10 protein-coding genes and 1 pseudogene are annotated in these 16810 nt (G+C 71.1%); 2 read left to right on the forward strand and 9 right to left on the reverse strand.

The window, feature by feature from the left end:
• The 8 genes and pseudogenes from BA175_RS31405 to BA175_RS06405 all read right to left on the reverse strand — a co-directional run.
• Nucleotides 1–294: pseudogene (locus BA175_RS31405) on the reverse strand (hypothetical protein); the annotation flags it as partial.
• Between the two features lie 872 nt (nt 295–1166).
• Nucleotides 1167–2516, reverse strand: coding sequence for a cytochrome P450 (locus BA175_RS06375; RefSeq protein ID WP_069170203.1), 1350 nt, complete (start codon nt 2514–2516; stop codon nt 1167–1169).
• Nucleotides 2513–3061 (reverse strand): NADH-dependent FAD reductase SgcE6, encoded by a 549-nt coding sequence (gene sgcE6 / locus BA175_RS06380; RefSeq protein ID WP_069170367.1) that lies wholly within the window; start codon nt 3059–3061, stop codon nt 2513–2515. Before sgcE6 ends, BA175_RS06375 begins: the two co-directional genes overlap by 4 nt.
• Before the next feature lie 131 nt (nt 3062–3192).
• Nucleotides 3193–9036, reverse strand: coding sequence for a type I polyketide synthase (locus BA175_RS06385; RefSeq protein WP_069170204.1), 5844 nt, complete (start codon nt 9034–9036; stop codon nt 3193–3195).
• On the reverse strand, nt 9033–10181 hold the full coding sequence (locus BA175_RS06390) for an enediyne biosynthesis protein (protein WP_069170205.1): 1149 nt from the start codon (nt 10179–10181) through the stop codon (nt 9033–9035). The genes BA175_RS06385 and BA175_RS06390 overlap by 4 nt, the downstream gene beginning before the upstream one ends.
• Nucleotides 10178–12106: a CRTAC1 family protein gene (locus BA175_RS06395; protein WP_079159394.1), complete on the reverse strand. Its 1929-nt coding sequence runs from the start codon at nt 12104–12106 to the stop codon at nt 10178–10180. The genes BA175_RS06390 and BA175_RS06395 overlap by 4 nt, the downstream gene beginning before the upstream one ends.
• Nucleotides 12107–12118: 12 nt before the next feature.
• A complete protein-coding gene (locus BA175_RS06400; protein ID WP_217493215.1) occupies nt 12119–13078 on the reverse strand; it encodes a DUF1702 family protein in 960 nt (319 codons plus the stop codon).
• 80 nt (nt 13079–13158) lie between these two features.
• Nucleotides 13159–14157 carry a DUF1702 family protein gene (locus BA175_RS06405; RefSeq protein WP_175420751.1) on the reverse strand — a complete coding sequence of 333 codons (999 nt, stop codon included), beginning with the start codon at nt 14155–14157 and terminating at the stop codon, nt 13159–13161.
• Nucleotides 14158–14619: 462 nt separating this feature from the next.
• On the opposite strand from BA175_RS06405, the gene BA175_RS06410 reads away from it, so the two are divergent.
• A complete protein-coding gene (locus BA175_RS06410; protein ID WP_079159396.1) occupies nt 14620–15216 on the forward strand; it encodes a carboxymuconolactone decarboxylase family protein in 597 nt (198 codons plus the stop codon).
• Here the strand turns inward: BA175_RS06410 and BA175_RS06415 are convergent.
• Entirely contained in the window at nt 15193–15660 is a 468-nt protein-coding gene (locus tag BA175_RS06415; protein ID WP_217493212.1) for an acyl-CoA thioesterase, read from the reverse strand. The two genes, BA175_RS06410 and BA175_RS06415, sit on opposite strands and share 24 nt — an antisense overlap.
• Before the next feature lie 445 nt (nt 15661–16105).
• On the opposite strand from BA175_RS06415, the gene BA175_RS06420 reads away from it, so the two are divergent.
• Entirely contained in the window at nt 16106–16654 is a 549-nt protein-coding gene (locus BA175_RS06420) for a carboxymuconolactone decarboxylase family protein (protein WP_069170208.1), read from the forward strand.
• Nucleotides 16655–16810: the final 156 nt, after the last annotated feature.

A 16810-nucleotide genomic window follows, 5' to 3' on the forward strand; every position in this document is an offset into this window, starting at 1 on the left:
GGTTCGGTGTGCCCCGTCGATCCGGTCCGCCCCGCCGGTGCGGTCCGAGCGGTCTTTCCAGCCGGCCTGGTGTACCCGGCTCGCGTGGTCTGTCTGATCGGTGGGCTCTGCTGTGTCGTCGGCCCGGCCCGCCCGCCCCAGCCCATCGGTTCGTTTCGTGCGGTTCGCCCGGTCGGTGTGGTGGGTTCGGTCCGCCTGCTTGTTTCGGTCGGTGTGGTGCGCTAGGTCGGCCCGGTCCACCCAGCCGGTTCGTTTCGTGCGGTCTGCCCGGTCGGTCCGGTCGGCCCTGTTCATCTCGTCGGTCCGGTCCGGCCGGTCCGACCGTCCCGCTCTGTCGGTTCGGTGCGTCTGGTCAGTTCGGTCGGTGTTGTTTATCCGGTCCGGCTGTCCCGGCCTGTCGGTTCGTTCCGTGCGGTCCGCCCGGCCGGTTCGGTGCACCTGGTCCGTGGAGTCTGTGTGGTGCGTCCGGTCGGTGCGGTCGGCCCGTTCCGCCCCGTCGATCCAGGGCGTCCGGTCGGTGGGGTGGGTTCGTTCCGCCTGGTTGGTGCGGTCCGTGCGGTCCGTGCGGTCCGCCCAGCCGGTTCGGTGCGCCTTGTCCATCGGGTCTGTGTGGTGCGCATGGTTGGTGAGGTTGGTGAGGTTGGTGAGGTTGGTGTCTACCTGGTCGGCTCGGTCCGACCTGTCGGTCCGGGGTGCCTCATTGCTGCGGTAGGGCCGGTTCGTATGGTTGGTGTGGCCGGTTCGTCCCGCCCGGCCGGTTCGGGGTGTCTGGTCAGTTCGGTCGGTGTCGCCTGTCCGGCCCGCCCCGTGCGTCTGGTGGGCTTGGCCGGTGTGGGCGCCCGCCCCACCGGCCCGGTCGGTGCGGTCCGCCCAGCCGGTCCGGTCCGCCCAGCCGGTGCGGTCCACCTCGTCGGTCCGGTGTGCCCGTCCTGTCTCGTCGGTCCGGTCCGTTCGTCCCGGCCTGTCGGTTCGTTCCGTGCGGTCTGCCCAGGCGGTGCGGTCTGCCCGGTCTGCCCGGTGGGTGGGGTCGGTTCTGTCTGCCCGGTCTGCGTGGTCTGCCTGGTGGGTGTGGTGGGTGTGGTGGGTGGGGATTCGTGGTGGGCGGGTCCGGACACGGAGGTGTGGTCTCCCGCGGCGGGCGGGCCGTTGTCGTTCCCATTCCTTCATCAGCGTGCCGCGCTCACCGTCATCGGGAGCCCGCCACGCATCCGTAGCGACAGCATGGGATCCGCGATCGCCCGGTGTCCGGGAACGGTACGTAGATCGAGGTCCCGGGTGATCAACGCGGTCACGAGGACCGCTTCCATCATGCCGAGGTTGCTGCCCACGCAGAAACGCGGTCCCGCACCGAACGGGATGTAGGCATACCGGGGGCGGCTGGCCACCGCGTGCGGAGCGAAACGTTCGGGATCGAAACGCCCGGGGTCCTGCCACAGCCCGGGATGCCGGTGCATGATGTACGGGCAGACCAGGACGTCGGCACCCGCCGATACGGTGTATCCGCCGACTTCGTCGGCCTGTTGCGCTACCCGGGGCAGGACCCATACCGGCGGGTAGAGCCGGATGGCTTCCTGGACGACCATGGTCGTCCAGGACAGCCGGTGCAGGTCCTCGGCGTCCGGGAGGCGGTCGCCCAGGACTTTTCTGGCTTCCTCGCGGACAGCGGCGCGGGCCTCGGGGTGACGTTCCAGCAGGTGGAGGGTCCAGCCGAGGGTGCTGGCCGTCGTCTCGTGCCCGGCCAGGAGCAGGGTGACCAGTTCCTGCCGGAGCCGGTCACGGGCCTGCCCGGGCGTGCTGCCCGCCCGGTCGGCCGCCTCGATGATCCGTGACAGGGCGTCATCACCCGGGCCCTCGGCGTGTATCCGGGCACGCCGGCCGGCGACCAGCACGTCCGCCACCCGGTACAGCTCACGGCGGGCCCGGCGGAAGCGGGCCTGCGCGGGCAGGGGGAGCCAGCTCGCCACGAGGCCCTGGGAGACCATCTCCAGCATCGCCTGGTCCTGGACCTGTTCGAAGGCGGGCGCGAGGGTGGTGTGGGGGGTGAGGTCGGAGTCGAGCAGGGTGCGGCCCAGTACTCCCAGGGTGAGGGTGGTGACTTCCTTCAGGACGTCGAGGGGGCCGCGTCCTTCCTGGGCGCCGAGGAGGGCGACCAGTTTGGCCGCTTCCTGCGCGACGGCGTGTGCCTGCCGGTTGATACGCCCGGGCTTGAACGCGGGCTGGACCGTCTGGCGCTGGGCCCGCCATACCTCGCCGTCGCTGGTCAGCAGGCCCTCGCCCAGGACCCGGCGGGACTGTACGAGGCCGATGCCTTTGTGGTAGTTGGTGCTGTTGTCGGCGAGGACGTGTTTGGCGTAGTCGGGCCGGTTGAAGATGTAGAGCTTCTTGGGCCCCAAAGAGACCCGTACGGCGTCGCCCAGAGCGGCCGCGTCCTTCATCATGCCCAGGCGGTCGACGGCGAACTTCCGCAGCAGCCCGGGCAGGGCACGGGCCGGCGGGCCCGGTGGGTCGGTCCTCATGCCGCTTCGCCTTCGCCGGGTTCGGGAGAAAGCCGCCGGAAACGGCCGCCGGAGAACAGCAGCGCTTCGCGGAAGGGCCAGCGCACCGCGCACATGACCTCGCCGAGGAAGATGGTGTGGTCGCCGCCTTCGTACAGTTTCTTCTTCCGGCATTCCAGATGGGCCACCGCGCCGGTGATCAGGGGTGACCCGGACTCGGGTCCGGGCTGCCAGCCGACGGTGTCGAACTGGCCGGCCCCTACGGGGCGCGAGTGGTCGGCGAAGTGGCGTGCCACGGTTTCCTGGCCGGCGTCCAGTATCGATACCGAGAACGTCTGTGAGCGGTCCAGGCTGTCGTGCATCAGCGCGTCCTTGCCGACGCAGATCAGTATCAGGGGCGGGGACAGGGACACGGAGGTGAAGGAGTTGGCCGTCATGCCGCGCGGGGAGGTCCCGCCGACGGTGACCACGGTGACTCCGGTGGGGAACGTGCCGAACGCGCCCCGTAGTTGCCTGCGGTCCTTCAGGTCGACGCGTTCCATGGACGGGACGGTTGCCGGGCTCATGTCTGCCTCCCTGTCGGCGGCCGGGTCCCGGCCGCGCAGGACGCCGACGCTCGTGCCGGCGTGTCGGGGATCGGTGCGGGGGGCCTGGCCGGTACCGGGGGCCCGGCCTGGGTGGTGGCCTGCCGGGCCGGTCACGGCCGGGTCCTTGCGGTGGCGTCCTCGCCGTCGACGAGGAAGGCGAACACCGCGGGTTCCAGCACGTCGCGCAGCGCCGTGACGAACGTCGCGATCCGTAGTGCGCCCATGCTCAGGACCACCCAGTTCTCCCTGTCCGGTGGCATCAGGGTCAGGGATGCCGGGGCCGTCAGCCCGGCCTTCTTGAGACATTCGACCGCACTCCACACACGCGTGGCCGCGGTGTCGGGGGCCTCGCCCGTCTCCTTGGCGACCAAAGCGGCCAGCTCCGCGTGCTCACCGAGGAGTTCCGCCCACCGGGTGGCCTCGCGTACGCTGACCGCCTCGATGTCGCAGGCCACCTTCTGCGCGGCGTGGACCCCCAGGGTCACGCCCAGGCCGTGCGCGGCCGAGATGTGCCGGCCGTCGGCGAGTTCGGGGCGCCCGTCGGGCCGGTAGCGCACCTTCACGCTCTCGCCCAGGGCCCGCTGCAGGGCCCGCCGGGTGGCCGCGCGCCGCTCGCGTGGGGACTTGCCCGCGCCGGGCAGGTCCGGTTCGACGGCGATGTCGAGGTGGGTGCCCAGTACCTCTTCCACCGTCCGCTCCAGGTAGGAGCCCAGCAGCGGGGCGACCCACGGCCCGGCGCCGTCCGTCTTGCGTACGGCGTGCAGGGTGAGCCCCTCCCACCGTTCCACGACGGTGCCCTCACCCGTGCGGACCACGATGTCGTACACGTAGGTGTCGCCGTCGCGGTGACGCTCGGTGGCGCAGTAGCGGACCTCCTGCGGCAGATCCGGTCCGGCGGCCATCGGGTACAGCCGCTCGATGCCGGAGGGCAGCAGGGTCGCGTCGGGGACGCATACCTGGTTGCCGTGCATCAGCGCGTCCCGCATCCCGGGATCGGCCAGCAGCAGCGTGTCCGGCAGGAAGCCGGCGAACCAGCCCGACGGTGCGCCGATCGCGACATCCGCGTCGACGTGGCGGGCTGCTGCCCGGTGGAAGTGGCGCAGCCGCTGGAAGCGCTCGCCCTGGAAGAGGACACCGCCGTACAGGTCGCTGGCCGGGTCCAGCGGTGCGGCCGGGACGTCCGGGCCGGTCCGGTGGGGTGGCCCGTCGGGGATCGTGGCCTGGCGGTAGACCAGCCGGGCCCGGAAGTGTTCGGCGGCGAAGCCGGTGTCCTGGGCGTGGATGGCCACGTCCACGGTGTCGGTGTCGGTGACGGTGGCCGCGATCCGGATACGGGTGGTGCCCGCGGGCGGTACCACGATCGGCCGCAGGAACCGGGCTTTCTCGATGACCGGTACGTCGCCGCGTCCGGTGAGCGCGGCCCCCACCTGGACCATGGCCTCCATCCCGATCACCGCGGGCAGCAGCAGGTTGCCGTCCAGGAGGTGGTCGGTGAGGTAGAGGTCGGTTCCGGCGTTCAGTTCGGTCTCGGTGACGAGTTCGACACCGTGGTAGCGCACCAGCGGGGTTCCGGTGAACCGCAGCAGCGGCATCGGCGGGAGGTCGCGGCGTACCGTCGCGATTCCTTCGGTGCGGGCGCTGACCACCGTGACCACCGGGGCGTCGGGGTCCGCGATCAGCCGCAGCAGGATCTCGACGCCCTGGTCGGGGGAGAGGGGGACGATGCCCTCGCGGGACAGGGACTCCACCACGGAGAGTTTCTCGCCCATCCCGACACCGGACCACACCGACCATTCCACGCACCGGGCGCGGCAGCCCGGATGGTCGCGGGCGACCTGTTCGGTGAGGTCGGCCAGCCATTCGTTGGCGGTGGCGTAGTGCGCCTCGCCCCGCAGTCCGGACCGGCCGATGATGCTGCCGAAGGTGACCAGGAGTTTCAGGTTCTGCGCGCCGACCGTCTCCAGCACGGTGCGCAGCCCCTCGACCTTGGGGGCGAACGTGGAGCGGAAGTCGTCCATGCCCAGGCCGGTGAGGGCGGCGGGCTCGTTACGGCCCGCCCCGTGGAGCACGGCGGTGACGGGGCCGAGCGCGGCGGTGAGTTCGCCGACGGCCGCCGCGACGGCTGCCGGGTCGGTGACGTCGGCGGCGGCGTAGCGCACCGTCGCCCCGCTGTCCGCCATCCGTTGCAGGTTCGCGGCCAGGTCCTCGTCGTGGGCCGGGTCCGAGCGGCCCAGGACGGCCAGCCGGACGCCGGTCTGCCGGGCCACGGCCAGGGCGCACTCGGCGGTGATGCCCTTGCCTCCGCCGGTCACGAGCAGGACGTCGCTGTCCTGCAGTACCTGCTCGGTGCGCTGGGCGCGTACCGGCAGGGCGCGCAGGGTCGGGACATGGCGGGTGCCGTCCTCGGTGAGATGGACCTCGCTGAACCGGGTGGTCGCCGCGACCTCGGCCGCCACGCGTGGGGGAGCGCCCTGGGTCACCGGGGTGTGGACGACGGTGGTCCGCAGGTGGGGTGCCTCCAGGTGGAGGGTCTTGGCGAGGCCGGCCGCGCCTGGGCCGTGCTGCACCAGGACGAAGCGGCGTTCGCGGTCGCCCGCGAGGGCGGCCCTGGCACCGTTCAGGGCGTGTTCGATCTCCCGTGGGGTGCAGTGGGGCGGCAGGCAGACCAGCACGCCCGGGCCCACCGCGGCGTTCTGAAGGGCGTTTCGCACGTCCTGGGCGAAGGGGTGGCCGGGGGTGGTGAACACCTCCCAGGGCCCGTCGGTGCCGCCCGGCAGGGGGGTGGGCGGCGGGGCCTCGTCCAGGTCCACGGCGAAGGGGCGGGCCCATGCGGCGGAGCCCGTCACCACGGGTGCGGGGCCGGGTGTGCTCTCGCCGGTCCCGGCGAGCGTGGTCAGTGCCTCGGCCAGTTCGGCCACCGTCGCGGTGGCGAAGTTGGTCGGTACGTGGGCGGCGGTGAGGCCGAGCTGGGCGGCGGCCTGGTTGACGATCTGGCCGACCGTGATCGAGCTCATGTGCAGGTCGTCCAGGAGACTGCTGTTCTCGTCGACGAGTTCGGGCGGCAGTTCCGCCCGTCCGGCGACCAGGGTGCGCAGCACGCCGAGCGCCGACTGCGGTGCCTGCCCGCCCGCCTGCGCGGTGGCGTCGTCGCCGTGGCCGTGGCCGTGGCCGTGGCCGTGGTCGTGGTCGTGGCCGCTGCGTGGTCCGCGGGGGGCGGGCAGGGTGATGTCGGGGGCCTGCTCGCAGGGGCTGGCCAGGAAGCTGAACTCGGTGCCGATCTCCAGCGGCCGGGTCAGGCGGTCGTTGAAGAGCCGCTCGTGGATGACCGGGGCGCCCAGCACGTAGGCGGTGCCGACGACCTGGAGCAGTGCGCGCAGGGACTCGTCGTCGGTGTTCAGGGCGACGGCCGGTACGTCGGCGGTGGCCCTCGCCATGGTGGTCAGGACCCGGCCGGGGCCGACCTCGACGAACAGGTCGGCGTGGGGGGCGGCCGACCGTACCGCCTGGGTGAACAGGACCGGTTCGGTGATCTGGCGTCGCAGCAGGCCGGGCAGGTCGGTGCCGTGTTCCAGTTCGCCGCCGGTGACGGTGGACACGACGCGGCGCTTGACCGGGCCCGTGCGGGCCGTGGCGAGCCAGGCGCCGAAAGCGTCGGCGGCGGGCGCGACCAGGGGGGAGTGGAAGGCGTGCGAGACCGCGAGGCTGGTGCAGGTGACACCGGCCCGCCCGGCTCGTTCGGTGACGGTGGCGACGGCGTCGGGGGTTCCGGCGACGACGGTCTGGTGGGGGCCGTTGTAGCCGGAGATGACCACGGGCAGGTCGTGGATGAGTTCCCCGGCCTGCTCGGGGGTCGCGGCCAGGGAGACCATGGTGCCCGGCGCGCTGTGCTCGGCCATGGCCGCTCCGCGGGCCCGGGCCGCCTCCAGGACCGTGGTGGAGTCCAGGGCGCCCGCCCAGTGCAGGGCGCCCAGTTCGCCCAGGCTGTGGCCGACGGCGATGCCGGCCTCGATGCCCAGCGCGTCCAGGACACGCAGTGCGGCGGTGGAGGCGGTGATGATGCGGGGCTGGGCCACGTCGGTGGCGACCATGTCGCCGGTGGTGGGCAGGCCGGCCTCGCGGTACACGTCGGCGGCCTCGGTGAAGCGGCGGGCGAGCGCCCCGCCGTCGGTCGAGGTGCCCGAGCCCTGGCCGGGGAAGAGGAAGCCGATCCGGGCATCGCCCGTCGCCCGGCCCAGGACGGCCCGGCCGTCGGCCAGGAGGGTGAGGCGTTCCCCGCCGTTCGGTGTGCCGGCTGTTTCGGCCAGCCGGTGCAGCCGCAGCTGCGCGTCCTGCGGTGAGGTGACGACGGCGGCCGCCCGGTGGGGCAGGTCGCGCAGTTCACGCTGGAGGGTGGCGGCCAGATCGGCGAGCTGGGCGTAGGAGAGTGTGCCGGCGAAGTCGGCGACCCGCAGGAGGCGTTCCTTGAGGGCCGTGGGTGATTCGGCGTCCACCAGCAGCAGTTCGGCGTCCTGGAGCGAGTTGGCCAGGGTGGTGGAGCGGCGGCTGGGGGCCCGGCGCCCGGCGGGGGAGGCCTTGTCGAGGACGACATGGGTGTTGATCCCGCCGAAGCCCATCGCGGTGATCCCGGCGCGCAGCGGTGCCTTTTGGGGCCAGGCCTCCGCCTTGCGCAGGACCCGTAGGTTGGCCGACTCCCCGGTGAGCAGCTCGTGGGGATCGACGCAGCCGATGGCGGGCGGCAGCGTCGCGGAGTCCAGCGCCATCGTCGCCTTGATCAGCCCGGCGATACCGGCGGCGGCCTTGGTGTGCCCGATCATGCCCTTGATGGAGCTGATGACGGCGCTGGGGGCGTGGGGATCGGCCTGGGCGCGGGCGCCCATGATCGCCCGGAGTTCGGTCGCGTCGCCCACGGCGGTACCGGTGCCGTGCCCCTCGAAGAGCGGCACCGTCTCGATGCCGAAGCCGGCCCGTTCGTAGGCGCGGGCCAGGGCGAGCTGATAACCGGCCACCTCGGGGCGGGTGATGCCACCCTGCCCGTCGGAGGAGATACCCCAGCCGGCGATGGAGGCGTAGATACGGTGCCCGCCGGCCAGGGCGTCCTCCTCACGCATCAGGACGACCATCCCGCAGCCCTCACCGGGCCAAAAACCGTTGGAACCACGGTCGTAGAGACGCATCTCGTTCCGGGCGAGCGCCCCGGTCTTGGCGAAGCCGATGATCTCGAACGGGTCGATGGACAGGTCCACACCCCCGGCGACCGCGACGTCGAGGTCGCCGTGCAGCAGCGACGTCGCGGCGGTGGTGACCGACAGGAGCGAGGACGAGCACGCACCGTCGACGGTGTATCCGCCGCCGTTGAGGTCGAAGTGGTTGCAGATCCGGCCCGCGATCGTGTTCGACAGACCGCCGGCCAGGGTGTCCTCGTCGACGGAGGGGAACGGCTTCTTGTAGGCGTCCTCCACCCCCTGGAGGAACTCACCCACACGCTCCTGGTCCCAGTCCTGCCCCTGGAGCGCCTGGGCCAGGACCCGGCGTACGTACGGCCAGCGCAGCCGCATCATGTTGGCGCGGGCGAACTCACCGGTCAGGGTGTTGCCGACGACGACGCCGGTGCGCTGCCGGGGCAGCCCCTGCCCGGCCGGGAACCCGGCGTCGGCCAGCGCCCGGGTGGCGGTGTCCAGCGCCAGCCAGTGCGTGAGGTCGGTGGAACGGTAGGTGCTGCCCGCGATGCGGTGGGCGACACGGTCGAACTCCCACCCCTCCAGCACAGCGGCGTTGGAGGCGTAGAACGTGTCGGGAACCGTGGGATCGGGGTCGTAGTAGTCCTCCAGACGCATCCGCACGTCGGGCAGCCGGCGAAACGCCCGCCGCCCGGCCACCGCGTTCTCCCACAGTTCCCGCGGCGTCGTGGCGTCGGGATACCTGCACGACACGCCGACGATCGCTATCCGGCTCATTCCGGCACCGCCATCTTCTTCTCCTGCGCCGCCGCCCGCAGCGACGCGCACTTGCCGTGGAAACAGGTACCGTCCTGGCACGGATCACCGGTAGGTGCCGCGGTGACCGCTCCCGCGCCCACAACAGCGGGAGCCGGGGCCGCGACAGCCCCCGAAGCCGCTACGGCGGCCACCTGCCCCACCGGCTGTACCGGGGACGGCTCCACCGGGGCCGCGGCCGCCTGAAGGTCCGCCGCCGCACGCTGCTTCGCCAGGAAGTGCAGGCCCCACAGGTAGCCGCCGCGGATCAGGCAGACCAGGGCGGTGGCGAAGAAGATGCCGTAGGCGATACCGAGCCCGGTCAGCACCCCGTACATCGCGGCGACCCCGGCACCGAAGGCGATCTGGGAGGAACGCTTGGAGGGGGAGGTGCCGGGGTCGGTGACCATGTAGTTCGTGAACAGGACGAACGCCACCCCCGTCATCATGCCCAGCGCCGCGGGGATGGAGGTCCCCGTCACCAGGCCACGGACGACCGCCTGCACGACGAACCCGACCAGCCAGGCGCCGATCAGCCACATACGGCCCGTCAGCTTCGCGTTCAGCATCGTGCCCAGGACCAGGATGATCGCCGGCAGGACCCAGTCGGCGGGCCCGTACAGGTACTCGGTGAAGTGGTAGGGCGGTGCGATGCTGGCCCACGGGAAGAGCAGCAGGATCACCGTGATGCCGAAGTTCGACGGGTTCATGAAGTGCCGCATACGCCCCTTGAGCGGGGCTCGCAGCACCCACTTGGTGCCGACGGCCACGATGACGCCGAACACCAGCACCCACACACGGTCGTTGACGTAGGTGAGCATGTTCACCGCGAGACCGGTGATGTGCGCGGGGAAGAGGAACTCCACCATCCCCTTGAGGCCCCCGCCCGCGAAGCGCGGTGCGCGCCCGTCACTTCGGGCACTGACCATCTCCAGCCCGATCTCCACCACGTAGGCGGTGAGGACCGCGACGAACGGCCACAGCCAGGGCTGCTCGAAACCGAGGAAGGTGTACCCGGCGATGTTGAGGACCGAGATCGAGATCGCGAACCGGCGCAGTGCGGTGATCACCTTCACGTCGTGCCGGGGGGCGGCAGACGTGTTCGCCTTGGATGGGGGCACGGTCACTTCTCCTTCACGTCGGCGCCGAGTTGAAGCGAGTGCCGGCCGGGAGCCAGCCTCAGGTCCTTGCTGTGCACCTGACCCTCGCGGTCACGCCAGGTCACCCGGGTCACGAGCGGGCCCCCGGCCTTCGCGCCGAGCCCGATGTGCACGTCCTGGCTGCGCTTGCCGGAGTGGCCGCTGCCCCCGTCGACACGGCCCATACGGGTACTGCCGTCGGCCAGGGTCACGGTGACCTGGGCGCCGATCACGGGCGAACCGGCCTCGTCGGTGAGATCGAGGTTCAGGTAGGCGCCGGTGCCCCGGCTCATGTTGCAGTAGAAGACCGGGTCCTCCCACTGGCGTGCCACGACCATGTCCAGGCGCCCGTCGCCGTCGGCGTCGCCGGTGGCGATGCCCCGGCTGGGCACCGGAACGGCCAGGCCGAGCCGCTCCGACAGGTCACTGTACGATTCGCCGTCCTTGTCCTGGACGTAGAAGCGCAGGTGCTGGTCACCGGCGAGGTCGTCGCCCTCCTCCACACGCGGCCAGAAACGGGGATGCCTGAGCAGCGAGTCGTTGGCGGTGGCGAGCTCCTGGAGCTGGACCCAGCGATTGCGCTTGCCCTTGACGAAGCCGACGGCCTGGGTGATCTCCTGGATCCCGTCGTTGTCGAAGTCACCCATCTTCACATCCCAGCCCCACCCCGACCACGCCAGATTCCGCGGTGCGCTCTCGTCCTTGTAGGGGGCGACGCCCTCCCGGAAACGGGCACGCAGCTGCGAGGTGTCACCGGCCGTCGCGACGAAGGCGAAGTTCGACTCCTGGATACCGAAGGACGTGGTGATGTTGGAGACGAACGCGTCGTACAGGCCGTCGTTGTCCAGATCACCGAAGTCGACGCCCATGCCCTTGAAGGAACTGCGCCCGATCTCCTTGGACTTCGGAGTGGTCGCCGTGTGCACGGCCTTGACCTGACTGAACCTGAACGTACCGGGGACCGACCTGTTGTACAGCAGGGCCGAGGTCCCGAAGTCGTGCGCCAGGTACAACTCCGGCCGCTGGTCCCCGTCCAGGTCGGTGGCCGAGACCGCCAGCGTCCAGCCCCGGTCGATGCCCTTGGGCAGCACGTCGTGGACCTGCTCGAAACCCGAGGGCGTCCAGCGCAGGAAGTGGCCGCCACCACCGTTCTGGGCGTGCGACAGCGAGTCGTTCATCGTCACACCGCCGTCCGCACTGTCGTCCAGCACGGGACTGTCGGGGAAGTAGTTCCCGATGAAGATGTCGTTGTGCCCGTCACCGTCGAAGTCCGCGACCGTCGCGGTGTTGGAGTTCCACAACGGGCCGGTGTACTCCTGGCCGCCCTCGCCCGGGACGAGCTCGACGGGCTCGAAACCCGTCCGGTCCATGGTCGTGGTGTCCCTGCCCGGCTCCCTCTTCGCCTGGAAGATCACCGGCGTACGGCCCCAGTAGTAGACCAGCAGGTCCATCGCACCGTCCTCGTTGAAGTCACCGGGGACGCAGCCCATCGGGGCCATGATGTCGCTCCTGGGCAGCGGCGCCACGTCGAGCGTGAACGGCGCGTACGACGCGCTCCTGCGGCCCGGCGCCGGCGCGGGGGTGACCACGGCCTGGTCGATCTGCGGGTCGCTGACGCACAGATCGTTGGGCAGCCCGTCACCGTCGACGTCGTTCATCGCGACGCCCGCACCGACCGAGGAGATCCACGCCTCGATATGCTTGTAAGCCTTGTTGACCTTGCGGACACTCTGCCTCGTGTATCCGCCCGGCATAGCTATCGCCATCGGCTCGAAGGCGAACTTCTTCGCCATCTCCGTTTTATCGGCAGCACTCGACTCATGCGGCTTCACCGCATAAAAGGTGCCCACCATGAGAATGAGTGCAAGGACTCCGGGCGCTTGCTTACGCAGCCAGGAAATCGGGTGTGTCATGCCGGCACCTCTCTACGCGTGCGGAACAGAAGTGATCTCTGCGGCGATGTGCTGCCGCCAGGTCTCGAATGCGGGAATATCGCCGCCGTCGCACCCCTCGGGCGCCGCGTCCGTACACACCCGGGCGGCCTCCCCCGGCGTCCGGCCCCCGCACAGCACACGGGCGGCGACATGCGTGTGCGCGATCGTCGTACCCGCCCGCTCCCGCGCCTCGCAGGCGAACGCGGAACCCTGCGCCAGGTTCGGCCGGTGCTCACCCGCGTGCTTGGCCAACCGCCGCAGCTCGTCCTCGTCGGCACTGCCCGCATAGGTGCAGGCGAGCCCCGCGCCGGCGTACATGTCACCGTGACGGTGGGCGGGAAAGGCATCGATGAGCTCGGCGACGACATCCGGATCGGTGCCGCCGACGAACCACAGGGCACGGCCGATGCCCTGGTCGATGACGCGGGCACTGTAGGCATCCGGCCCCCCCTTCCAGCTGAAAGGGTGTTCCAGGCCGGGATCACGGACGTAGGCGTCGGTCCTGAAGTACGCCTGGTGGAAGCCGTACCCGTCCAGGATCAGCCAGCGCAGCACCGGATCGAAACCACTCACGTCCGGCCACAGGAACCGCGGCAGCCTGGCCATCGCCCAGCCGACACCGACATGGACCATGTAGGTGTGGCGCCGGCCCCCGCCCTCCAGGATCCCCACCAGCCGCCGGCCCCCCGTCAGCGCATCCAGCATGACGGCCCCCATACCGGCACCCTCGTAGGCGAAACCCCGGAAAGCCACCGGCACCGTCTCCAGCCAGCCGGCCGCCTGCTCGGCCGAGCGCGCCTCGACCGCGTACGCATACCCCTGGAGAAAACTCACCCCGACCGTTTCCAGCTGCTGCTTCGCCTCCGCGTTCTTGACGTGGAACCCGCGTGTTTCCAGTTGCGTTTCCCGGACACTGGGCGTGAGGACTCGGCGCCTCAGCGCACGCATCATGGACACCTGAAATACCGCCCCTCGATCCGCTGCCTGAATTCCCGTTCGTAAGACGATATTCGACAGGCGCACCCGGACGGCTACTCCAGGAATGCTTGACGGGTATGCGGGAGAAGCCGTTCACGCACCGCACGGCGCCACAATTCATACGTCGGAACCCCACCGGCCCCACCCGAAACGGGAGCGGCCGCATCGGCGAGCGCGGCCGCCGCCTCGACGCTGATCCCGGCCAGCGCGTGCAACGCGGTCCGCGTGTGCTCGGGGACCGTCCCGGAGAAATGACGGGCCTTCGCCGCGAAGACGGCCCCCTGCGCCACATGCCCCCACAGCTCACCCGCCTCGGCCCGCAGCACGCCCAGTTCGGCGGCCGTGGAACACCCCGCGAACGTGGCGGCCAGCCCCACACCCGCCCACAGATCCGGCTCACGCTCCGAGGCGAACGCCCGCACCGCGGAACTGACCTGACCCACCCGCGCACCGTGGATGAACCACAGAGCACGCCCGACACCCTGGTCCACCGCCCGCCGGAAATAGTCCGCGTCCCCCTCCCACGCGTAAGGGGTCTCCCGCCGCTGCTCCTGGACCCGGCGCACCGGATCGAAATAAGCACGGTCGAAGCCGTACCCGTCGACGGCCAGCCAGCTCATCGGCGGATAGAACTCCTCACCCACCAGATCACCGGGCACGACCTTCTTCCACAGCACCCGGGGCAGCCTCGCCATCGCGAACCCGATACCGATGTAGTTCAAGAAGATGTGCCGCCGCCCCGCACCCTGCAGCAACTCCCGGGTGCGCCCACCACGGCCGGGCATCGCGTCCCGGATCACCGACGCCATCGTCGCCCCCTCGTACGCGAAGCCCCGCACCTGCGGGTCCACCAGCGCCAGCCGCCGCTCGATCTCCCACAGGTCCCTGGACCCCACACCCCATTCGAAGCCGGCCACCACCGCCTGCGGGATGGACTCCAACTGCCGGGTGGCAGCGGTCTCGGTCACCGGGAACCCACGCCCGGCGAAGCTCACGTCACGCAGCGACGGAGCCATCAGAAAACTACGCAAAGAGCCCATTGCCGTTGCCACGTGGCGCCTCCTCGGCCGGCCACCGAACGGAAGGGGTGGCGGGGGCCTCATCGTCGGCCGACGGCCAGGACCGGGGCATCTTCGGTCATGCGCACACCCCCTCCCGGCCCGCGACCACCCCCACCGCCGTGCGCCCAGCCCACCCACGACGCAACCGGGCACCAGACGACGGCCTCCACACCCGCAAGGACCCTGACACCCCCTACAGGGACGGTGAACAACCCGCAACGACCCCGGCCACCACACACGAACACCACCGGCCCGGCCGCCGCCCACCCCGACAGCCCGCCACCGGCCACGCCGCCCCCCCACACCCCTGCGCCGTCCCCGCACAAGGCACCCCGGCCCCCGAAACAGACGCCCGGCAACCGAACCGAACTCAGCACGACAGGAGTTGGCCACCGGCCACGGCCTCAGGAACATGGACGGGTCTACCGCCGCACGACAGACGAGGACGTGCCCATGCCCCACATCACGCTCGGCAACGACGAACCCGGCATCCGCGGCCTGATGGCCCACCGCCCCGACACCGCCGCACCGCTCAACCACCTCGCCAACACACTGCTGCGCGAACCGGCCTCCCTCAGCCGCGGCGAACGCGAGCTGATCGCGGCCTACGTCTCCCAGCTCAACAGCACCCCCTTCTGCGCCGGGACGCACGGCGCGGCCGCCGCCGCACAGCTCGACGGCGGCCCCGACACGGTCCGGGCCGTGCACGCCGGCCCGGACAGCGCACCGATCACCCCCCGGCTGCGCGCCCTGCTGCGGATCGCCGCCGAAGTGCGCCACCACGCCCGCCCCGTCTCCGACGACGCGATCACCGCGGCCCGCGCCGAAGGCGCCCAGGACAGCGACATCCACGACACCGTGCTGATCGCCGCGGCCTTCTGCATGTACAACCGCTACGTCAGCTGCCTGGCCACCGACGTCCCGGCCGAGGAGGGCTACTACCGGCAAGCGGCCCACCGCATCGTCGCGCAGGGCTACGGCACCGGCCCGCACCCCGCCCACGTCCCGGACACGCCCCGTGCCACCTCAGCCCCCGCGAACGGCAGCTGACGCCGACACCTGCGCGGCGTACGGCTCCAGGGCCAGCCGCAAAGCCTCGGGCACCCTCGTGGGCCGGGTGTCGTTGTTGGGCCCGCGCATGCAGGCCACCCGCTGCCGGCCACGGGCCACCAGCTTCTCGGTGCCCTCGTGCAACCGCACGTAGTCGAAGGTGAAGACGATCTGCGTCTGGGTCAGCTCCTCCAGGCGCATCTGGATCGACAACTGGTCGAACGCGGTGATCTCGGCGAAGAACTCACAGCTCACCGAGACGGTGAACAGCTTCAGGTCCTCGCGGATGTCGTCGAGGACTTCGGGGGCCATCTCCAGCAGGAACATCTCCCGGCACCGGCCCTGCCAGCGCACGTAGTTGACGTAGTAGACGTTGCCGACCAGATTGGTCTCCTCGAATCCGACGAGATGGCGCAGTTCGTAGTAGGGCCGCACGTCGGCCATCAGCGTTCCTTTCCTTCGTCATCTCAGGGCAGGCGGCCACCGGCCACGCCTGTTCGTCCCAGCGCGGCATCCCCGCGGCGCCCCGTGCGGGCTCCGCCGGCAGCCCCCGCCGTCCCACCGGGCACGCTGACCGGCACGACACATCGCGAAGACCGGTGACGACACAAGCCGATCCATCACCAGGCTGGTTCGAATCATGGGAAGAGACCCCACAGATACGATTGAGGATCGCCCCACGCCCGGCATCTCCCCCCTTGCTGAGGGATCCCGGGCCCCGGCCACCGCCCCGCACCCCGTGCGGCCGGCGCGAGCCGCAGCACACCCCGAGCGCCCCCGTGCAAGGGAGAAGCGGCCGTGACACAGGAACACCACAGCCGCCCCGCGGCCACGCCGTCCCGGCACGCCCCGGGCACAGGGAACCACCACCACCGAGGAGAGGCAGCACATGCCGCGGATTCCCGCCCACACCGCCGACAGCGCGCCCGCAGCCGGAAGGCAGACCCTGCGCCGCCTGGAGAAGCGCTTCGGCAGAGTCCTCAACATCCACGCGGAGATGGCCCACGCCCCCGTGGTCCTGGAGGCCTACGCGGCGATCAGCACGGCCATCGCCGAACACGGCACCTTCGACGCCCGCACACGCGAGGCGATAGCCCTGACCGTCGGCGCGGTCGACGCGTGCGCCTACTGCCAGTCCGCCCACACGCTCTCGGCGAAGGCCGCAGGCCTCACCGAGGCCCAGACCGTGGCGATCCGCCGGGGAGAGACGGACCACGACACGAAACTCACCGCCCTGCTCCAGGTGGCCAGGCAGATCGCCGGCGAGGTCGGCGAGGTCTCCGACACGGCCTGGGACGAAGCCCTCACCCAGGGCTGGACGGACACCCAGCTGACCGAGCTGTTCGTCCACGTCGCCGTCAACCTCTACACCAACTACTTCAACCACTACGCCCGTACGGAACTCGACGTCCCGGCCGCACCCGCCCTCGACGGCTGACCCCACCCGCCGCCCGCCCCGCGGGCCCGGCAGGCCGCCTGCCCTGCGCGCCCGACCGGCGACACCACCCGTCCCACCAGCACAACCAGGTTCCACCCACCCGGCACACACCAGTCACCCGGCGTCGCCTCGGGCCACGCCGGGTCAGTCAGTACG

It is taken from the genome of Streptomyces griseus (assembly GCF_001715295.1).
Lineage (GTDB): Bacteria > Actinomycetota > Actinomycetes > Streptomycetales > Streptomycetaceae > Streptomyces > Streptomyces griseus_G.

Bases quoted from the DNA above. Each gene is read 5' to 3' on its own strand.
- BA175_RS06375 (WP_069170203.1), bottom strand. From the start codon at position 2,516: ATGAGGACCGACCCACCGGGCCCGCCGGCCCGTGCCCTGCCCGGGCTG.
- sgcE6 (WP_069170367.1), bottom strand. From the start codon at position 3,061: ATGAGCCCGGCAACCGTCCCGTCCATGGAACGCGTCGACCTGAAGGAC.
- BA175_RS06385 (WP_069170204.1), bottom strand. From the start codon at position 9,036: ATGAGCCGGATAGCGATCGTCGGCGTGTCGTGCAGGTATCCCGACGCC.
- BA175_RS06395 (WP_079159394.1), bottom strand. From the start codon at position 12,106: ATGACACACCCGATTTCCTGGCTGCGTAAGCAAGCGCCCGGAGTCCTT.
- BA175_RS06400 (WP_217493215.1), bottom strand. From the start codon at position 13,078: ATGATGCGTGCGCTGAGGCGCCGAGTCCTCACGCCCAGTGTCCGGGAA.
- BA175_RS06410 (WP_079159396.1), top strand. From the start codon at position 14,620: ATGCCCCACATCACGCTCGGCAACGACGAACCCGGCATCCGCGGCCTG.
- BA175_RS06415 (WP_217493212.1), bottom strand. From the start codon at position 15,660: ATGGCCGACGTGCGGCCCTACTACGAACTGCGCCATCTCGTCGGATTC.
- BA175_RS06420 (WP_069170208.1), top strand. From the start codon at position 16,106: ATGCCGCGGATTCCCGCCCACACCGCCGACAGCGCGCCCGCAGCCGGA.